We start from the raw sequence: 17,982 nt of genomic DNA on the forward strand, positions 1-17,982 counted from the left end.
GTTTTGTCTGGAGGAGTGATTATGAGGTTTCTGTTTATTCTGTTCTTTTTTGTTTCCTCTGTTACTGCGTCTGCCGCAACCACGATGTACAGTGCCAAAATTCTATATGATAGAGTAACGGTTAAATTCTATCCTGATGGCAGAAAAAAGTGGATAGAGGAAAGTGCTGTAAAAATTCTCAATAGACAGGGTGTAAGTAAATTTGGGGAAGTAACGATTCCCTTTTCGACAGAGCATCAGAAATTGAAAATTCTCTATGCATACACAGAACTTCCAGACGGAAAAAAGGTGAAACCTTCCAAAGACGCTTTTAACATTGTTTATCCGCCATTTCAATCTTTTGCACCTATCTATTCCGATCTAAAGTATCAGACAATATCCATGCCTGCAGTTAAACCGGGAGCAGTTATAAAGTATGCCTTTGAGCTTGATACGGTTAAACCTTACATGGAGGGGGAGTTCTGGACAGAGGATTTCTTGCAAACGGTCTATCCTGCTGATGAGGTTTCTTTTAAGGTTTATGTTCCTGCTGGTAAAGAGGTGAAATGCAGGAAGTATAATCTCCATTCAAAATTTTCAGTAACCCGAGAAGGAAACTATTCTGTCTATTCTTTAGATTTAAAAGATGTGCCTCCCATTCAGAAAGAGCCATCAATGCCACCAATTGAAGAGTTTTTAAAGAAAGTTGCCTTTACGTCTATAAAATCCTGGAATAAGGTTGCAGAGTGGTATTCCGGGCTTGCGCTTAACGCCACAATCCCTGATGATTTTGTTAAAAAGGTTACATTAGGGATAGTTAAAGATAAAAAGAATACGGAAGAAAAAATAAGGGCAATTTATAATTTTGTTTCGCAAAACATAAGATATGTTGGACTTGAGTTTGGTATTAACGGTTATAAGCCTCATACTGCATCTTCTATTTTGAAAAATAGATACGGTGATTGTAAAGATCACGCTACGCTTCTCATCGCCATGCTCAGGGTTATTGGCGTAAAAGGATATCCCGTTTTGATTCCAACGTCAGATATTGCCAATATGGATATTTCTATGCCTATGCCGACGGCGTTTAATCACGAAATTGCTGCTATTAGATGGCACGGTAAATGGTTGTTTCTTGACACTACCAGTGATAACGTTCCGTTTGGTGAGCTTCCCGTTATGGATCAGGGGAGAAAGGTATTAATAGTAGATCTTGAAAATGGGAAAGCAATTCTTTCGGAAACACCTATTTTTCCGTCATCTTCAAATGTTGAAGGTTTTTCGGGTAACTTTAAAATAGATGAAAATGGTGCTCTACAGGGAAATATGAAATTTTACTATTCAGGTGTTTATGCCCATAGGGAAAGGGCGGTTTTGCTTTCCATGGAAAATCAAAGGCAGATAGAAAGATTTTTAGAAAATAACGCTGTTTCCGTTATTCCCGGATTTGATGTAGATAATTATACTATTTCAGATTACAAAGATATTAACAGGAAGAAGATTTACTATTCTGTTAATGGTAAGGCGTCTATTTTTGCAACGAAAACGAAACATTTGATGCTTTTTCATGTTCCGGCTCCCTGTTATTTAAAACTTATTGGTCTTGTGGCACCTAAAAAGAGGAAATATCCTTACGTTATAGGTTATAAGATGATGAAGCGTTCTTCTGTAAGTATTGCCATTCCGTCAGGCTACACTCTTTTTTTCTTACCTGAGAACTTCAACTATTCTTCTGATATAGGTTCAATATCTGTTTGGTGGAGTAGTAAAGAAAATGGTAAAATAAGGTTTAATATGGAAATGGTACTTAAAAAAGATAAAATTTCACCAGAGGATTATAAAGAATTGAGGAAACTTTTTAATCTCACGGTGAAGACGCTACAGAATCAAGTAATAATTCTCGGGAAGGAAAGTAAAAGATGAAAGTGGTGGGAATAGATACATCGTGTGATGATACGGCTGTTGCTGTTTATGATGCTGAAGAAAACAGAATCCTGTCGAATGTTGTTTCATCTCAGTATGAAGCTCACAGGGTTTACGGTGGCGTTGTTCCTGAAATTGCCGCCAGGGAACATCTTAAAAACATAGACATTATTTTTAACGAAGCTCTTGAGAGAGCAGGAATAGGTGTTGCAGATATAGATCTTGTTGCTGTAACTTATACCCCTGGACTTTTACCCGCTCTACTTGTTGGCTTGACGTTTGGAAAAGGTGTAGCCTTCGCGGAGTATATTCCTTTTAAAGGTGTTCATCACATAGAGGCACACATGTTTTCACCTTTTATAGAGAAAGAGCCTGAATTTCCATTTTTGTCTCTTGTTGTAAGTGGTGGACATACAATGATTTCTCTCGTTCGTTCCCTTGGGAACTATAAACTTTTAGGGAAAACGCTTGATGATGCTATTGGAGAGGCCTTTGACAAGGTTGCAAAGATGCTTGGATTAGGATATCCAGGAGGACCTGTTATAGATAAGATTTTTCAGAATTACAGGGAAAGTTATCTTGTCCTTCCCAGGCCTCAGGCACGGGGCGTTAATATGAGTTTTAGCGGTTTAAAGACGGCTGTAAGGCGGTTGATAGAGGGGGGGTATTCAAAGGAGATGATAGCTGCTTCTTTTCAGAAGACTGCTATAGATTACGTCATTGGAAAGTTGAGAAAGGCGGTTAGAGAGACAGGAATAAGAAGGATATCCGTTTCAGGAGGTGTTTCTGCAAACAGTTATTTAAGAAAAAGGTTAAAAGAGCTTGAATATAGCGAGAGAGTTAAAGTTTTTTTGCCGGAAATGCAGTTTACTTCGGATAACGGTGCGATGATAGCGTATGTTGGATACTTGAGATTTAGGAAAGCAGAAGGTATAGGGGATCCTTTTACGCTTAACGCCTATCCATCTCTTCCAATAACAGGGGTTTGATTTTATGTTTGAGCGGTACATCGTAACACCGGACAGGCCTTTTGATTTAAATGGTATTGATTCAGGTTTTACAGAAGGTTTTAAGAGTAAAAAAGAAGTTGAAGAAGAGTTTCAGAAACTAAAAAAAAGGCTCTGTGAGCTTCAGGATGTTCTCTATGCGGAAGGGAAGCGAAAGATTTTGATTGTTTTGCAGGGCATGGATACCGCTGGTAAGGACGGGACGATAAAGCATGTTTTTAAAGAGGTTCACCTTCAGGGAATAAAGGTCGTAAGCTTTAAGAAACCTACTGAAGAAGAGCTTTCTCACGATTTCCTCTGGCGCGTTCATAAGCACACTCCAGGGAAGGGTGAAATTGTAATATTTAACCGAAGCCACTATGAAGATGTTTTGATTGTGAGGATTCATCACCTTGTTCCTGAAAAGCTTTGGATGAAGCGGTATGAGCATATAAGAAATTTTGAAAAGATGCTGTTTGATGAAGGAACAACGATTTTAAAGTTTTACCTTCACATAAGCAAAGAAGAGCAGAAAAAGAGGTTACTTGAGAGGCTTAATAACCCTAAAAAGAGATGGAAACTTCACGCTGAAGATGTGAAAGAGAGGAGGCACTGGGATGAGTACATTAAGGCTTACAATGATGCCATTTTTGAGACGAGTACTATATACGCGCCGTGGTTTATTATTCCTTCGGACAAAAAGTGGTTTAGGAACTACCTTGTTGCCAGGATAATAGTTAAAAAGCTTGAATCCCTCAACATGAAGTATCCAGAACCAGAAAAGGGTATAAAAAACCTTAAAATAGAATAACTTTAGAGCCCTATTTTTATAAGCAAGGCATTCCCCGATATTTCAATGGATTTGACCTGCTTTCTGTACCTGAGATTAACCCTGTATATGGGTATCTTTCTAAAAGTAGATTGGATAACATCCTTTATAATATTTTTTAGGGCCGGCATTTTATTTGATATTACCATTTTGCCGTTTATTGAAAGTTCTTCTATTGATGGTTCTACCAGATAAATTTTTCCTGTTGCAGGTTCGTACTTTACATTACCAGATATGTAAGCACTACCGGATATAGATAAAAATGGAGGCATTTTTACCTTAACGGTTATGCCGGTATAAATTTTTCCGTTTTCTATGTTTACCATTGGTTCTTCCAGTCTAACAACGAAAGAATCGGTTTCCCTTGTTATAGGAAAGCTCTTTCTGAGCTGAGTCTCTATTTTTTCTGGAGTAACTTTAATCGTGTAACCAAGTTTTGGCATTCCCGGGATACATGAAAATAGAGAAAAGAAGCTAAAAATAATAAATAAAGCAAACTTTTTCACGATTTTACCCATAACAGATTATATTTTAATTATATCAATTTTTGAGAAATCATAGATTCTACTCAACCTCAATTATTCTTTTTTCATCAACGTAGAGCAACTTCATTGAAGAAACTTTCTTTCCTGCCGCTTCGAGGATCTTTTTGTAAAAATATAACTGTTCTCTGTAGTGCTGAAAGAGGGATTCTTTAAAGAAACCGGTTTTTATATCCCAGATTTCAATGCCGTTTTCAGTTTCTAAGAGTATGTCTATCCTTCCTGAATAGAACGTATAGTCTGCGTAGTGTTTAACGTCAACTTCTGCTTTACCGTTTTGTAGTTGAGGGAACTTTTCGTTGAGGAAGTCGTAAATCGCTTCAAGTTTTTCTTTTAAAGATAGCGGCGGTTTTATGAGGTGTGAAATGGCAAAGTTTATCGCTTTTTCTTTTGGTGCTTTTTTTATGAAGGCTTCACACAGCAGGTGTACGACCGTTCCGTATTCGGCCGGTGACATGCCTTCAGGTGCGGCGCTTTTTGTTTCTGTTTCTTCTGCGGACAGGATCTCTGTATTGTTACTACTCGGATATATGACTTTTACCGTTTTGACTTCCCTTTCAGGGATTACGGAAAATAGAGGCTCTTCTTCAGGCAGCTTTTCCGGCTCAGGCAGTCCTGTTATTTTATATTTTTCAACGATAGGAATTAAATGGTCAAGGTTTTTCCCGTAGGGAAACTGTCTGTTCCTTTTTTTCAACTTTATACCTAAAATAAGTCTCTCCACAGCTCGCGTCATTGAAACATAGACCAGGTTTTTTGACTCCAGTTCGTCAAGATATTCATCAACTTTTTTTAGCATGAAGAAAAATGGGCTTGCTTCAAATTCGTCTTTCGGGGTAATTTTTCCCTTCTTTTCATAGAAGAGTTTTATCCCAAAACCGGTACTTGTAAAGCGGAATGTATGATTTGAAGGGGGTCTTTTCCATGGAAGGAGAATAACGTCGTCAAATTGGAGACCTTTTGAACCGTGTATTGTCATTAAGAAGTAACCACTTTCTCCTTCTTGTGAAATATTAATATTGTTATTCCTTGAATTTTTGAGCTCTTCTACAAAATCAACCATAGAATCGAAGGGAACAGCATTTTCCATCTCAAAGTTTGCTATCTCTTTGATGAGTTCAAGAACACTAAAATAAGATTCTCTGTCAAGAACAGAAAGCATATCTATAAAACCTGTGATTTCAAGGAGTCTGTTTATTAAAATAGCGTGCAGTTCCTTATCCTTCTGATTTCTGACTTCTTCCACTTTGTTGAGCAGTTCTTTTATGTGTATGTCCTTTTCTCCGCAGCCTGTAGTGCCGTCTTTTATAAAGGATAGAGCCTCATAGTGGTTTAGTCCACAGAATCTTGAGGATAAGAAGAAGAAGAAAGATTTTAAGTCTTCCCTGTCTTTCAGCCATTTTAGAAGGTGAAGAACTTCTTCTATACCTGTTGTTGAGAAGGGATTTGAGCCTATGACGGAAAATACTATACCTTTCTCTCTTAAAATCTTTTCAAAAACGGCAAGGCTGCTTCGACTTCTTCCTATTACAGCGATTTTCTTTTTCCTTGAGCGATCTATAGTTAATCTTAAGGCCTTTTCTGCAAACTCTTCGTCTTTTTCAAACTCTACAGCTAAAATTTCACCACCCTGAATATTACCTTCAAAAGGGTGAAAAGAGAGTTCTACTCCCAATTTTTTCTCACTTTTGTTGTAGATGCTGTCAAAAACATCGTTGAAAAACAGCAACAGGTTTTTCCCTGAACGGAAGTTTTCGGTTAGAAAGCATCGATTTTTAACATATTTTGAAGCTTCGTTCCATATTGATACATCGGCGGAACGGAAACGGTATATTGACTGTTTTGGATCGCCAACAATGAAGATGGTTGGCGGCGAGGTGGTTTCCTTTAAAAGTTTTAAAATTTTCCACTGGAAGGGATCTGTATCCTGAAATTCATCGACGATTATGTACTTGAAAAGAGAGGCAACTTCTTCTCTGGCGTTATCATTTTCTACAAGCATTTTGTATGTTAACTCTAAAAGGTCGTTGTAGCCGACTTTTTTCTTCTCTTTCTTGATATGTTCATATGCCTGATAGCATCTTATCAGGATAGAAAGGACATCTTCAACAAGATTTTTTTCAATCTTATATTTTTGGGATATCTCTTTCGTTATTGGAAAGTCCCCAGTTTGTAGTTTAAAGAAAAGTTTCTCTACCCTTTTAAACATGCTTTCTGCAGAGAAATTTTCCTGAAAAACTGCATATCGAGTTCTATGTTTTATCGTTTCTTTGATGAAATTTATTAGTGTGTTAAGACCGGCTATATAATCTGAGGATATCCTTTTTATAATTTTTCTTAAAAACTCTGGATCTGTTTCAACTATTATAGAAAATATCGATTCTTCTAATAGATTTTCAGCTTCTATTTCTGTCAACATTTCACAGTCTATATCAAAGTAACCATAGCGGAATCCAAAACGTTTGAGGATGTCGTAACAAAAAGCATGAATTGTGCTTATTGGGGCAGAAGGCAGAAATAGTATTGCCTGTTTAAATTGCTTTTTTCCTTTTTTTACCTCTTCGTAGATTCTATTTTTTACTCTTTCCTTAAGTTCACCTGCTGCAGCTTCTGTAAATGTTATAAGAACTATCTCATCAACCTTGTATCCAGCCTCTATAAGAGAAATCACTTTTTCAACGATAAGTCGTGTTTTCCCCGTCCCGGCGTTAGCTTCAACTATTGTGTCACCCTTAGCAGAGAGAGCTTCAATCTTGTCTTTAGACAGCATTTTACATACCATTCCTGTAAGAAAGGTGTTTTTCAAAGGTATTTTTTATCCTCTTTATATTACCAATTTTACACGATGAAACAGAATAAAATGAAGTTTTTAAAAGAAGTTGTGCCTCTTTTGTTAATTTTCTGTTCCATGGAATAGAAGTGTTTTTGATGCACTTTTCGCATACGACCCCACCATTTTCTATTGAAAATCCCTTTATGTTTTTAGAATTGCAGATTACACATTTGTCAAGAACTGGAAAAAGTCCTTCAAAGTATGTGAGTTTTATTAAAAACATTGTCAGAGCCAACAGAAAGTTCTTTTTTATATTCATGTAGAAGCTTATAAGATTAAATATTCTTTTATCAGGGACACCTCCTGTGAAGTTGATAACATACTTTGCAATGGCATTCAGGTATTTATATCTTGGCAGGTTTTCTGGAAAGTTGTGTTTTAAAAGTTTTGCATCGATGATTTCTATTTTTTCCCCTGTTATTTTTAGAGTAAATTGAGATATTGAGAAAGATTCTGTGCTCAAAGGAAAGTTTTTAAGTTCAACTTTTGTCAATGCATTGATTTTTCCCATTTTTTCTGTGTAAATTGACAGGTGAAGCAACCTGTCAGACAGTTTCTCTTTTCTAAGAACAATACCGCCAGTTTTCATCATAGTGTAGATTATAGGGAAATTTTTCTGAAAAGCTACCTGTCTGGCGGGCAACTTCCGCCGAATTTATTTACTATATCCTCTATCTTATCTATGGGAACAGGTTTTGAAAAGAAGTAACCCTGTCCGTTATCTATGTTTAATTCTTCTAAGATTTTAACAATTTCTCTATTTTCCACATATTCTGCAATGGTTTTCAGTCGAAAAACTTTTGCCATGAAAGATATAAGGGAAACAATTCTGGATAAATTTTCGTCATAAGCTATGTTTTTAACGAGAGAGCCATCGATTTTTATAGCTGAAACCATTCCTCTTTTGACAAGTTCAGACACAAGTTTAAACGAAGAATATCCACTTCCGAAATCATCTATGGCAATCAGAAAATTAAATTCGCGGGAAGCCATTTCTAAAATTTTAAAATTTTCAAATAGAACCTGCTCGGTTATTTCGATATTTACTTTTACATTTGATTCAGCCAGAAGATTTATTGTTTTCCGTAATTCGTTTCGGTAGAGTGCAGAACCTAAAGCCCTGTGAGACACATTTATGTAAACGGGGTATCTAAACTTTCCGAGTATTTCTCTATATTCTCTGAGCTTATCAAGAACTTTAAGATCACATTCAACGCTCAGATTGTTTTCGTACAGTTCATTTACAAAGTATCCCGCTGGAATAATTTTCCCTCCGTCTCTCACTCTCATAAGGGCTTCGAAATGTTCAAGCTTTCCTGATAGCAGGTTTACTATTGGCTGGAAAAATATGTCTATTTTATTTTCATGGAGACTTTTTACAATTAATTTGAGTTTTTGGCGCTTTTTGATGATAATTTTTTCGATACCGCTGATACTATTAAGAGCAACTTTCTTTTCGTTTGTGAAAGATAGTCTGCTTTTCATAAGAAGTAGAACTGATATTAGATCAGAGACGGTGCTGAATTCTTCCTTCTTTAGAAATACTGAAATCAATATTGTGCTTATTGGGATTTTATCTTCCAGCATTTCTATCTCAAAATCGGTAAGCATATTTAGAATTTTCTTTTCAATTTTTCTTATTTCTTCTTTGGCAAAGCCGTTTTTGAATACTGTTACTATGTTGCCATCAGATATTGCAAAGGATTCGGCGCCAAACATGCTGAGAAATTTTTTGATTTTTGATTCCAGCCTTCCTGATATAATGATAGCTGTTTCTATACCGTATATTTTGACTATTTCGTCAAAATTAGATATTGAAATAAGGGTAATAAAAGTTCTATCACTCTTTGCCACTTCACCAATTAAAGAGGAGGCGAATTCTTTTATGCTTTTTATTTTTTCTCTTCCGAACTCTTTTATTATTTCAGTAACTTCTGTGAAGATTTCAACTATGAATCCATTTTCCCTGAAACATTCTATGAGGTAATCTCTATCTTTGTCATGCACTTTTATCGTTCTGAGGACCGTACAGGAATCTCTGTGCTCTTTCATTAGAAGTTTTACAGGACATATTAATCTTTTTTCCTCGAAGCAGGAATGATTTGAGCCAAATATCAGATTGTAGCAGTGTTTTGCTTTTTTGAGTTGGTTCTTATTGAATAATGATTTTAGGGCAGAATTGCAGTAGGCTATCTCTCCATCATTTTTTAGTATTAATACGGGCTTTTTTAATTTTTCCCACACAGAGAAAAGGCCTTTTTCCATTTTCCCCTCGGTCATTAAGTTTTAGTTTATTATACAAAAGATGATAAAAGAAATTATATTTTTAATAATCGTATTTACTGTGGTTTTTATGCTGGTATTGCCATAAAAGAACACTAATTTTCAAATAGAGCGATGTTTTTGAAATTAACGGTTTATGTATAATTTGTTGAATTTCAACGTTAAGGAGACAAAAATGGTTTATACCGTTCATGGATGGTCATTTGACGGGAACATCTGGTTAAATACACCTTTTTCGAACGGCATTCATTTCGAACTTCCAGGGCATGGAGATTCAGATTTTGAAATTACTGACATCTTTGAACTGGCTAAAATTTTAGGTGAACGGATGCATAAAGGTTCTATTTTGGTTGGATGGTCAATAGGTGCTTCCATTGCTACGCTGATAGCTGCCTTTTTTCCAGGAAAAATAGAAAGGTTAATTCTCTATTCACCAACTCCGTTATTTTGCGGTCTCTCTCAACCACAGGTTGTCTGTGTACGGTTTCTGAAACGTTTAAGAAGAGATTTCGAAGGTACTGTTAACTGGTTCAGAAAAGAGTGTGGTTTTAAGGGTGATTATCCGTTGCCTGAAAGGGAAAAAGCAGTCGCCGTGCTTGAAAGTTATATGAAGACAGATCTGAGGGCAATTCTTCCTGATTTATCTGTTAAAACGGAGATAGTTGTAGGTTTGAAAGATGAGATAACGAAACCTGAAGGTGCTTTTAGCTTTTTTTCTCTTCTTCCTTCATCTAATCTTGAAATTCATCCATTAAAATCTCACTTTCTCTTTTAAAGTATAAATTTTTTTTGAAACTTTTGCACTGGAGCAGAAATGAAAAAAGTTGCTTTTTACACGTTAGGTTGTAAGATGAACTTTCACGAAACCGCTTTTATAGAGGAAGCTTTCAGGAAAGCAGGCTATACGATTGTTTCCTTTAATGATGTTGCTGATATCTATGTGATAAATACCTGCACCGTTACCGTATCTGCCGATGCGAAGTCGAGGAAGGCTATTAGAAAGGCTAAGAATAGAAATCCTGAAGCAACGGTAGTCGTTACCGGTTGTTACAGTGAAGTTTATCCGGAAGCTGTTGCCAGGATGAAAGAGGTTGACATAGTTACGGGAAATGTTGAGAAATTTAACTTAATTGGCATAGTTGAAAGAGGTGAAAAGGGTGTTTTTGTAAGGGGTGTATGGAACGTTAATAAATTTCAACCATTAATGAACCTTGATTACGGTAGGAAAAGCCGTGCTTTTCTCAAGATTCAGCAGGGTTGTGAATCGTTCTGTTCTTACTGCATAATTCCTAAAGCCCGTGGAAGGATGCTCAGTGAAAGACCTGAAAAAGTCATTGATCACGTGAAGATGCTAACAGATGCTGGATATTCAGAGATAGTTTTGACAGGTACGCATCTTGGAGCTTACGGGAGAGAGCTTGGCGATGTAACGCTTGCTGATCTTCTCGAAAAGCTTGTCCAGATTCCCGGTGACTTCTGGATAAGGTTGAGTTCTATAGAACCTCAGGAATTTTCGGATAAGCTTTTGGAGGTTCTTACAGGTAGTGACAAGGTGGCTCCTCACTTTCACATTCCACTTCAGAGTGGAAGTGACAGGATTTTAGAGAAAATGGGTAGAAAGTACACGACTTCTTACTACGGAGCGTTGATTGAGAAGTTAGTTAATCTTAAAAGGGATGTCTGTATTGGAACGGATGTTATGGTCGGTTTTCCAGGTGAAACAGAAGAAGACTTTCAGAATATGAAGAAGTTTATAGAAGACCTGCCTTTTGGGTATCTTCACGTCTTTTCTTACTCGCCAAGGGAGGGAACGAAGGCAGCTCTTATGAAGAATGATGTTCCACCAGTTGAGAAAAAGAGGCGATCAAAGGAGCTTATAGCTTTAAGTGAAGAGAAAAGTTTGCAGTTTCGCAAAAGTTTTGTCGGAAAAAAGTTAAGGGCCGTTTCTCTAAACAGGTCTGATAAAAATGTTGTTCTTACGGGGAATTACATTCAGATAGAGGTTGACAGAAGACCATCTTCTAAGTTTGTTGATGTGGTGCTTGAAGATGTTGGAAGAAAAAGAGAGGATAACATTGGCGTTATTGCGTAACCTTTTTTTCTTTTCCTCTTAACATTCCGCATGCGGCTGATATATCCTGACCTCTTGAATCTCTTATAAATGTGGCGATTCCTCTGTTCCACAGTACTTTCTGAAAGGCTTCAATCTTTTCCCTTGGTGGTGTTTTAAATGGTGAGCCCGGGTACGGGTTGAAAGGAATGAGGTTTATCTTGACGGGGATTCCTCTAACAAGGTTTGCAAGCCTTTCAGCATCTTTTAAAGAGTCGTTTACACCTTCAAGCATCAGGTATTCGATCATTATTCTCCTAACGTTATCGGCAGGATACTTCCTCAGTTCTTTCATTATCTCTTTTATAGAATACTTCTTGTTCAACGGTATTAGGTTTTCTCTTGTCTTTTCGTCTGTTGCATGGAGGGAGAGGGCAAGTTTAACTTTTGGAAGCTCTTTTGCCATTTTTCTTATTCCCGGAATAATTCCGCAGGTTGAAACGGTTATTTTTCTCGTTGAAAGGCCAACCATTCTGTCGTCTGTGAGTATTTGAATACTCTTTCTCACATTTTCAAAGTTAAGCAGCGGTTCCCCCATTCCCATGAAAACCACGTTAGATATGCGGTTTTCTATCCCGATATCTCTTTGAACAGAAATATACTGATCGACAATTTCTGAAGCGGTAAGATTCCTTGTGAAACCATCCTTTGCGGTGAAGCAGAACTTGCATCCTATTGGACAGCCCACCTGTGTGGATACACATATAGTATTCCAGTCTCTCTCAGGAATGAAAACCGTTTCAATGCGGTTGCCGTCTTTTAATTCAAAAAGGTATTTTATCGTTCCATCCTTTGAAACTTCTTTGTTGACAATTTTAAGGTTGTAAATTTCTGCCTTTTCTTTTAGTAGCTCTCTTCCTTCTTTTGATATATCAGTCATTTCGTCAAATGAGGTTGCGAGCTTTTTGTAAAGCCACCTTGCTATTTGAGATGCTCTATACTTTTTAAATTCAATTGAAAGGACAAACTCTTGAAGTTCAGGGAAGGTAAGGGATTTAATGTCGGTCACTCTCTTTCTCCCTGTATTCCTGGTGTATTTTGTATGTTTTGTAAAGTCCCCAGGCGGTGGATGTGAAGAGAGCAAAGCCTATAATAACGGTAAGACCAAGGCTTATCCAGGCCATTTAAGACTCCTGATTTCGTTTAAACTGGAATGTATTCCGGCTTAAAAGTAGTGTCAACCTTGTTGAGAAGTTGACTTTGGAAGCTTTTATTTTTTATACTTAACGAATAGTGAATCACGGTTCAATGGAGAGGGATATGAAATTGAAAAGATTTGTGCCGTTTCTGATTTTGATGGTTGTTTTTACAGTGTCATGTTCTCCTTTTCAGAAGGCAGAAAAGAATGTTTACGTTAGCGGTAGGATAGAAGGAGATGAGATAGACGTTGGAACAAAAGTACCCGGAAGGGTGGCAAGGGTTTTTGTTCATGAAGGCGATGATGTTGAGAAGGGTGAGACGCTTGCGGTTCTTGATTCTAAAGCTGTTCTTGCAAAGGTTGCCCAGGCTGAGGCTGCTCTAAAAGCTGCAGAAAAGGCAGCTCAGGCAAAAGAGGAAGAGGTAAAGGTTTACAAAAAACGTCTTAGCGCCCTTATCGATAAGAGGAAATCTCTGAAAAAACAGTTGGATTTCCAGCTTAAAATAGCCCGGGAAAAGAAAGATATTGCAGTCAGAGATGTTTCTTTAGCTGAAGAGGCGTTGAAGAAGGCTAAGGCTGTTTATGAAAGGGCTAAAGCTGATTATGAAAGGTTCAAAAAACTCTATGAGAAGAAAATAATTCCCCGTTCTGAGTTTGATAAGGCTGAGATGGCTTTTAAGGTTTCTATGGCAGACTTTGAGAGTGCAAAAGAAAACCTTGCAAAGGCTGAAAAGGCTGTAAAGATAGCTCAAGCCGGTATTGAAATTGTGAAGAGCAAGTATAACGATATCTCTTCTCTTGAAAATGAGATTAAAGCACTTGAAGCTACTGTGAGAGCGAAGGAAAAGGAATATCTTGCCTTTCTTGATAGGGTGAATCAGGCAGAAGCAGTTGTTGAGGAGGCAAAAGCCCACCTATCTGATACTGTGATAAAAGCGCCTGTTAATGGAACTGTCACTGTAAAGTACGTTAACGTTGGTGAAGTTGTTCCTGCAGGATTTCGTCTCTTTTCAATAGTCAACATGGATGAACTTTACCTTAAAGGTTTTATTCCCGAAAAACAGGTTGGACTTATACACCTGAAACAGCCAGCTTATGTTGAGGTTGATGCTTATCCGAACAGAAAGTTTCCTGCGTACGTAAGTTACGTTGCGCAGAAAGCGGAATTCACACCTAAAGAGGTCCAGACAAAAGAAGAAAGGGTAAAGGAAGTGTTTGGTGTTAAGCTTAAATTGAAGTCAAATCCAGGCCATGTTCTAAAGCCCGGTATGCCTGCTGACGGATACATAGAGATTGAACGATGAATGTTGTTGAAGTTAAGGATTTAAAGAAGACCTACAATAAGGGAAAGACTTTAGCTGTTGATGGTATCTCTTTCACAGTTAGAAAACAGGATATTTACATATTTGTTGGTCCTGACGGTGCCGGCAAATCTTCAACGCTGAAAGTTATTGCCGGTGTTCTTGAGTATGATGAAGGTGAAGTCAGGCTGTTTGGCAGGGATATAAAAAGGGAAAGTGTTGTTGAAAGGTTAAAAGATAAAATAGCTTTTATGCCTCAAGGCTTAGGATTAAACCTTTACCACACTCTATCTGTTGAGGAAAACATAGACTTTTTTGCTGACCTTCACGATATTCCAGAAGATATCAGGGAAAAGCGAAAGGAGCTTCTCTTAAAGACGACAGGACTTTTACCATTTAAAGATAGGGAAGCTGGAAAGCTGTCAGGTGGTATGATGCAGAAACTTGGAATCTGTTGCAGCCTTATTCACACGCCGGAAATTATCATCCTTGATGAACCAACAACCGGTGTTGACCCTGTCTCAAGACGGGAACTGTGGAAACTTATCTACAACTTTGTGAAAAACGAGGGGATAACCGCCGTAATTTCCACGTCTTACCTTGATGAGGCAGAAAGGAGCACTGTTCTTTCCATAATGAAAAGCGGAAAGATTATTGCCACTGCCACGCCGGAGGCATTGTTTGAAGAGCGGTTGACCGTTTTTGAGGCTGAAGGGAAGGAAGTTGAGAAGGCTTATGAAGTTGCCTGGAAGTTTTACAAGGTTCCGCGACTTAAAGGAAACGTTTTAAGGTTCGTTGCTGAAAGAGACCCTGTGGAGTTGGAGGGGCTGGATGTTACGGTAAAGCAGGTTGAACCGAGTGTTGAAGATGTTTTCCTTTTGAAAACAGGCCTTAAAAGGGTTAGTCTTAAACCGTTTTTTTCAGTTGATTTTCCCGTTCCGGAAGATGCTATAGTTGTTGAAAATGTAGTTAAAAAGTTCGGTAGTTTTACGGCTGTTGATAACGTCTCTTTTACGGTAAAAAAGGGTGAAATATTTGGATTGTTAGGACCTAATGGAGCAGGAAAAACGACGCTTATAAAAGTCATGACGGGGCTTTACAATCCCACTTCTGGTGTCTGTGAAATAGCCGGAATGAAGGGAGAGAGGATAAAATCGGTGATAGGATATATGTCTCAGAAATTTTCCCTTTATGCCGATTTAACCGTTTATGAGAACCTCTTTTTGTGGGGGAAGATATACAATCTTTCAACGGATGTTTTGAAAAAGAGAATAGAAGAGTCTCTTTTTCTTGTAGGACTTGAAAAGTACAGGGATACGATTGTGGAAGATCTTCCTTTGGGAATAAAGCAACGTTTGGCACTCATGTGTGCGGTGATTCATGGCCCTGCAGTTCTCTTTCTTGATGAACCAACATCAGGTGTAGATCCGGCAGAGAGAGATGCTTTCTGGCAAATAATACGCTTCCTTGCCAGAGAGATAGGCGTTACGATAATAGTTACAACTCACTATATGGATGAAGCTGAGTATTGTGACAGGATTCTTCTCATGAACAGAGGAAAAACGATTGCCTTTGGCACGCCTTCGGAACTTAAAAAGGAGACGCTTAAGAAGGTAGGGAAGCTTTACGAGATAAGGACGGAAAATCCTTTCATTGACGTTGATAAGCTGGTGAGCAGTGGTTTTAACGCAGTCCTTTATGGAAGAAGGATTCGGATATATTCCAGAGTATCTATATCTGCTGGAGACTTAGAGCGTGCCGGTGTTAAAGTTTTGCATATAAAAGAGGCGCCGATTTCAATGGAAGATGTGTTTGTCTATGCTGTGAGGAAGCATGAATCTGAGAAAAGTTAAAACAATTGTTGTTAAAGAATTTAAAGAGATGATAAAAGATAAAATAGGGGCACTTGTTATTTTTGTTGTGCCCATTTCGATGATGTTGATTTTCGGTTACGGAATGAGGCTTGATGTTGACAAGATTCCTTTTGTAGTTGTTGATTATGACCACTCTCAGTTGAGCAGAGAGCTTGTTTACAAACTTTCAGCCACGAAAGAGTACTTTCATTTTATCGGTGAAGTGAGTTCGGAGAAAGAGATAGACAGGTTAATACTTAACAACAGGGCGCGGTTCGGAATTGTTATTCCTCCGGATTTTGAGAAAGATATAAAAAGTGGCAAGAATAAGAAGGTTTTCATCATTGTTGATGGTACGTTTCCCTACAGGGGTGAAATGGCAAAAAGTTATGTCGTTGCCGTTATTAACCAGATGAACCTTGATAGAATATCAAAACTTACAGGTGCTGCCCTTCCTCTAAAACTGAAAATTCGCTACTGGTTTAATGAAAATTTGAAGCAGGAATATCTGATGGCTTCCGGGACAATGGCAGTTATTCTATTTATGTCACCTGCCGTTATGGCTTCCCTCCTTATAGCAAAGGAGAAAGAGAAGGGTTCAATCTACAACATTTATACCTCTTCAATAACGAAAGTGGAATTTCTGTTGGGAAAGCAGCTTTATACGGTGATAGTTTCCTCTGTAAACTTTTTAATAATCTTTCTCATGACACTTCTTGTTTTTAAGGTTCCTTTTAAAGGGAATCTTTTATTTTTTGTTTTAGCATCCGTTCTCTTCATGTTTGTTTCAACTGCTTTTGGCCTTTTACTTTCTACGTTTTTAAACACCCAGGTTTCTGCTTTTGTAGGTTCTATAATACTCACTGTCGTCCCTTCTATTCTGTACTCTGGTTATCTAACACCAATAAGTGCAATGAACAAGAACGGTCTTTTTATGGCTCATATTATTCCTACTTATTATTACATGAAAATTTTAAAGTCGTGTTTTTTCAAAAATGCAGGAATTGTTCCTCTTCTTCCGCACGTTGCAGCGCTTGCTGGATTTTACATTCTTTTCTTTGCGCTTAATGTTAAGTTTTTCAGTAAGAGGGAAAAATGAAAGAATTTTTTGGCAGATTTTCAACGCTTATCTATAAAGAACTTCTTCAGTTTGTTAGGAGTAAAGGGCTTGTTATCTTTGCGATTTATGCTTTTACACTTGATATCTACTTTGCTGCTACCGGTATAAGTCTTACTCTAAGGAATGCAAAATTTTTTGTTCAGGATTACGATATGACGCCTGTCTCAAGAGAGTACGTTTACAGGTTTCATAAACCTTATTTCAACTTTCAGGGATACGTGCTTGGTGACAGGCAACTTGAAGATAAACTGTTAGAAGATAAAGCAATTGCAGTTATTAAAATTCCTGACCATTTTGAGAGGGACTTTAAAGGGGGAAAGGCGGAGATAGGAATGATAATCAATGGTGCTGAGATAGTTGCAAGTTATCTTTTTTCAGCGTATGCAGCACAGATTACCTACAACTTTATACTTGACCATTTCCCATTTAGGAAAGGATTGGGCCTTATAGAGCCAGATTCAAGGCTCTACTTTAATCAGAATGCTTCAAGTAAAGACTTTATGGGAATCTCTGAGCTTTTGACAGTTGTTACGCTCTTTCTGCTTATCCTTCCATCTTCAGCAATAATAAGAGAGAAGGAGCGGGGTAACATAGAAATGCTCATAGTTTCGCCTGTTCACAACTACACTTTCATGCTTGCAAAAGTTGTTGCTATGTCAGTAGTTATTCTTTTGTGCACTATAGCTTCTATACTTTTCATGGTTGAAGGTGTACTTGGTGTCGTTGTAAAAGGAAATCTATTTGATTTTGCAATATTTACTCTCGTTTTTGTCTTTGCCGCTTCTGGACTTTCCATGTTTATAGCGGCAATTTCCGAAAATATGCTCCAGGTTTCCCAGCTATCTATATTGATTCTTGTACCTATTCTGTACCTTTCAGGTTCCTGGACGCCAATAGAGGCTATGCCAAAAGTTCTTCAATATCTTGCGTATCTATCGCCTTTAAAGTATTATATAGATGGCGCTTTTGGAATTTTGATAAAAGGTCTTCCTTTAACTGCGGTAATTTCTGATCTTGTAGGTCTTCTTGTTCTTGGTTCTATTGTCTTTTTCGCGGGGAGTTACTTTCTATCAAGGAAAGTTTAG

The 17,982-nt window shown here is 37.7% G+C and carries 15 protein-coding genes; 9 read left to right on the forward strand and 6 right to left on the reverse strand.

Going from position 1 to position 17,982, the window contains the following annotated elements; translation table 11 throughout:
• Window positions 1-21: 21 nt before the first annotated feature.
• The 3 genes from H153_RS0102465 to H153_RS09060 are packed head-to-tail and all read left to right on the forward strand — an operon-like array spanning window position 22 to window position 3,699.
• The gene (locus H153_RS0102465; RefSeq protein WP_022846556.1) at window positions 22-1,902 is read left to right on the forward strand and encodes a DUF3857 domain-containing protein; all 1,881 of its coding nucleotides are present in this window, start codon (window positions 22-24) and stop codon (window positions 1,900-1,902) included.
• A complete protein-coding gene (gene tsaD, locus H153_RS0102470) occupies window positions 1,899-2,891 on the forward strand; it encodes a tRNA (adenosine(37)-N6)-threonylcarbamoyltransferase complex transferase subunit TsaD (protein ID WP_022846557.1) in 993 nt (330 codons plus the stop codon). Before H153_RS0102465 ends, tsaD begins: the two co-directional genes overlap by 4 nt.
• 4 nt (window positions 2,892-2,895) lie before the next feature.
• The gene (locus tag H153_RS09060; protein WP_022846558.1) at window positions 2,896-3,699 is read left to right on the forward strand and encodes a polyphosphate kinase 2 family protein; all 804 of its coding nucleotides are present in this window, start codon (window positions 2,896-2,898) and stop codon (window positions 3,697-3,699) included.
• Window positions 3,700-3,701: 2 nt separating this feature from the next.
• Here the strand turns inward: H153_RS09060 and H153_RS0102480 are convergent, their stop codons facing one another.
• Genes H153_RS0102480 through H153_RS0102495 form a run of 4 tightly spaced genes read right to left on the reverse strand, consistent with a single transcriptional unit; the run spans window position 3,702 to window position 9,357 of the window.
• On the reverse strand, window positions 3,702-4,223 hold the full coding sequence (locus tag H153_RS0102480) for a DUF1439 domain-containing protein (RefSeq protein WP_022846559.1): 522 nt from the start codon (window positions 4,221-4,223) through the stop codon (window positions 3,702-3,704).
• A gap of 58 nt (window positions 4,224-4,281) precedes the next feature.
• Window positions 4,282-7,065, reverse strand: a complete 2,784-nt coding sequence (locus H153_RS0102485) for a UvrD-helicase domain-containing protein (protein WP_022846560.1) — start codon at window positions 7,063-7,065, stop codon at window positions 4,282-4,284.
• Window positions 7,031-7,735, reverse strand: a complete 705-nt coding sequence (recO, locus tag H153_RS0102490) for a DNA repair protein RecO (RefSeq protein WP_022846561.1) — start codon at window positions 7,733-7,735, stop codon at window positions 7,031-7,033. Before recO ends, H153_RS0102485 begins: the two co-directional genes overlap by 35 nt.
• The gene (locus H153_RS0102495; RefSeq protein WP_022846562.1) at window positions 7,717-9,357 is read right to left on the reverse strand and encodes an EAL domain-containing protein; all 1,641 of its coding nucleotides are present in this window, start codon (window positions 9,355-9,357) and stop codon (window positions 7,717-7,719) included. The genes recO and H153_RS0102495 overlap by 19 nt, the downstream gene beginning before the upstream one ends.
• Window positions 9,358-9,550: 193 nt before the next feature.
• On the opposite strand from H153_RS0102495, the gene H153_RS0102500 reads away from it, so the two are divergent.
• Window positions 9,551-10,150 (forward strand): alpha/beta hydrolase, encoded by a 600-nt coding sequence (locus H153_RS0102500; RefSeq protein ID WP_022846563.1) that lies wholly within the window; start codon window positions 9,551-9,553, stop codon window positions 10,148-10,150.
• Window positions 10,151-10,189: 39 nt separating this feature from the next.
• Window positions 10,190-11,467, forward strand: coding sequence for a tRNA (N(6)-L-threonylcarbamoyladenosine(37)-C(2))-methylthiotransferase MtaB (mtaB, locus tag H153_RS0102505; protein WP_022846564.1), 1,278 nt, complete (start codon window positions 10,190-10,192; stop codon window positions 11,465-11,467).
• Here mtaB and rlmN read toward each other — a convergent pair.
• Together rlmN and H153_RS10255 are read right to left on the reverse strand one after the other, a co-directional pair.
• Window positions 11,457-12,494 (reverse strand): 23S rRNA (adenine(2503)-C(2))-methyltransferase RlmN, encoded by a 1,038-nt coding sequence (gene rlmN / locus H153_RS0102510; protein WP_022846565.1) that lies wholly within the window; start codon window positions 12,492-12,494, stop codon window positions 11,457-11,459. The two genes, mtaB and rlmN, sit on opposite strands and share 11 nt — an antisense overlap.
• The gene (locus H153_RS10255) at window positions 12,481-12,609 is read right to left on the reverse strand and encodes a hypothetical protein (RefSeq protein WP_022846566.1); all 129 of its coding nucleotides are present in this window, start codon (window positions 12,607-12,609) and stop codon (window positions 12,481-12,483) included. The genes rlmN and H153_RS10255 overlap by 14 nt, the downstream gene beginning before the upstream one ends.
• 136 nt (window positions 12,610-12,745) lie before the next feature.
• Here H153_RS10255 and H153_RS09815 point away from each other — a divergent pair, with 136 nt between their 5' ends.
• Genes H153_RS09815 through H153_RS0102535 form a run of 4 tightly spaced genes read left to right on the forward strand, consistent with a single transcriptional unit; the run spans window position 12,746 to window position 17,982 of the window.
• On the forward strand, window positions 12,746-13,927 hold the full coding sequence (locus tag H153_RS09815) for an HlyD family secretion protein (RefSeq protein WP_022846567.1): 1,182 nt from the start codon (window positions 12,746-12,748) through the stop codon (window positions 13,925-13,927).
• Window positions 13,924-15,777 (forward strand): ATP-binding cassette domain-containing protein, encoded by a 1,854-nt coding sequence (locus tag H153_RS0102525; RefSeq protein ID WP_022846568.1) that lies wholly within the window; start codon window positions 13,924-13,926, stop codon window positions 15,775-15,777. The genes H153_RS09815 and H153_RS0102525 overlap by 4 nt, the downstream gene beginning before the upstream one ends.
• The gene (locus H153_RS0102530) at window positions 15,758-16,876 is read left to right on the forward strand and encodes an ABC transporter permease (protein WP_022846569.1); all 1,119 of its coding nucleotides are present in this window, start codon (window positions 15,758-15,760) and stop codon (window positions 16,874-16,876) included. Before H153_RS0102525 ends, H153_RS0102530 begins: the two co-directional genes overlap by 20 nt.
• Window positions 16,873-17,982, forward strand: coding sequence for an ABC transporter permease (locus H153_RS0102535; RefSeq protein WP_022846570.1), 1,110 nt, complete (start codon window positions 16,873-16,875; stop codon window positions 17,980-17,982). Before H153_RS0102530 ends, H153_RS0102535 begins: the two co-directional genes overlap by 4 nt.

Origin of the sequence: Desulfurobacterium sp. TC5-1 (genome assembly GCF_000421485.1) — a bacterium.
In the GTDB taxonomy this organism is placed as follows: domain Bacteria; phylum Aquificota; class Aquificia; order Desulfurobacteriales; family Desulfurobacteriaceae; genus Desulfurobacterium_A.